Below are 360 nucleotides of genomic sequence, written 5' to 3' on the forward strand. Positions count from 1 at the left end.
CGACAGTTTTCCCCACTTCGGTATCCGTTCCGGTGACAAAATAACGTTTACTCACGAGCAATCACTCCCAAAAAAAGATGATACGTCAGAGGATATCGCCCCTGCTGTTGCGGCCAGGCCAGTTGCAATCGCTGCAACTGCGAACGCGTTAATATTCGCGGGTCGCGCCCTTCATGAAGATGCGTGGCACCGATGCCTTTCAGCGAACGCATGGCACTGAGCGCATCATCAAACCACAGCGTGATGGGCTGAATATGATGTTGATAATGCACGCCGTTCAGCGACTGTTCGATTTCATCTGGCGGTAAAAAGCGATTAGCATGCGGACGCTCGTCCACCGCCTGCCACGCCTGATGCAGT

1 protein-coding gene is annotated in these 360 nt (G+C 53.3%); it reads right to left on the reverse strand.

Annotated elements, in window-relative coordinates; translation table 11 throughout:
- Positions 1-47 precede the first annotated feature (47 nt).
- On the reverse strand, positions 48-360 hold a 313-nt coding region (locus AC0L3J_RS37680; protein WP_473350475.1), incomplete at its 5' end, for a malonyl-ACP O-methyltransferase BioC.

The sequence above is a fragment of the Bradyrhizobium sp. Kon37 genome, assembly GCF_055807535.1.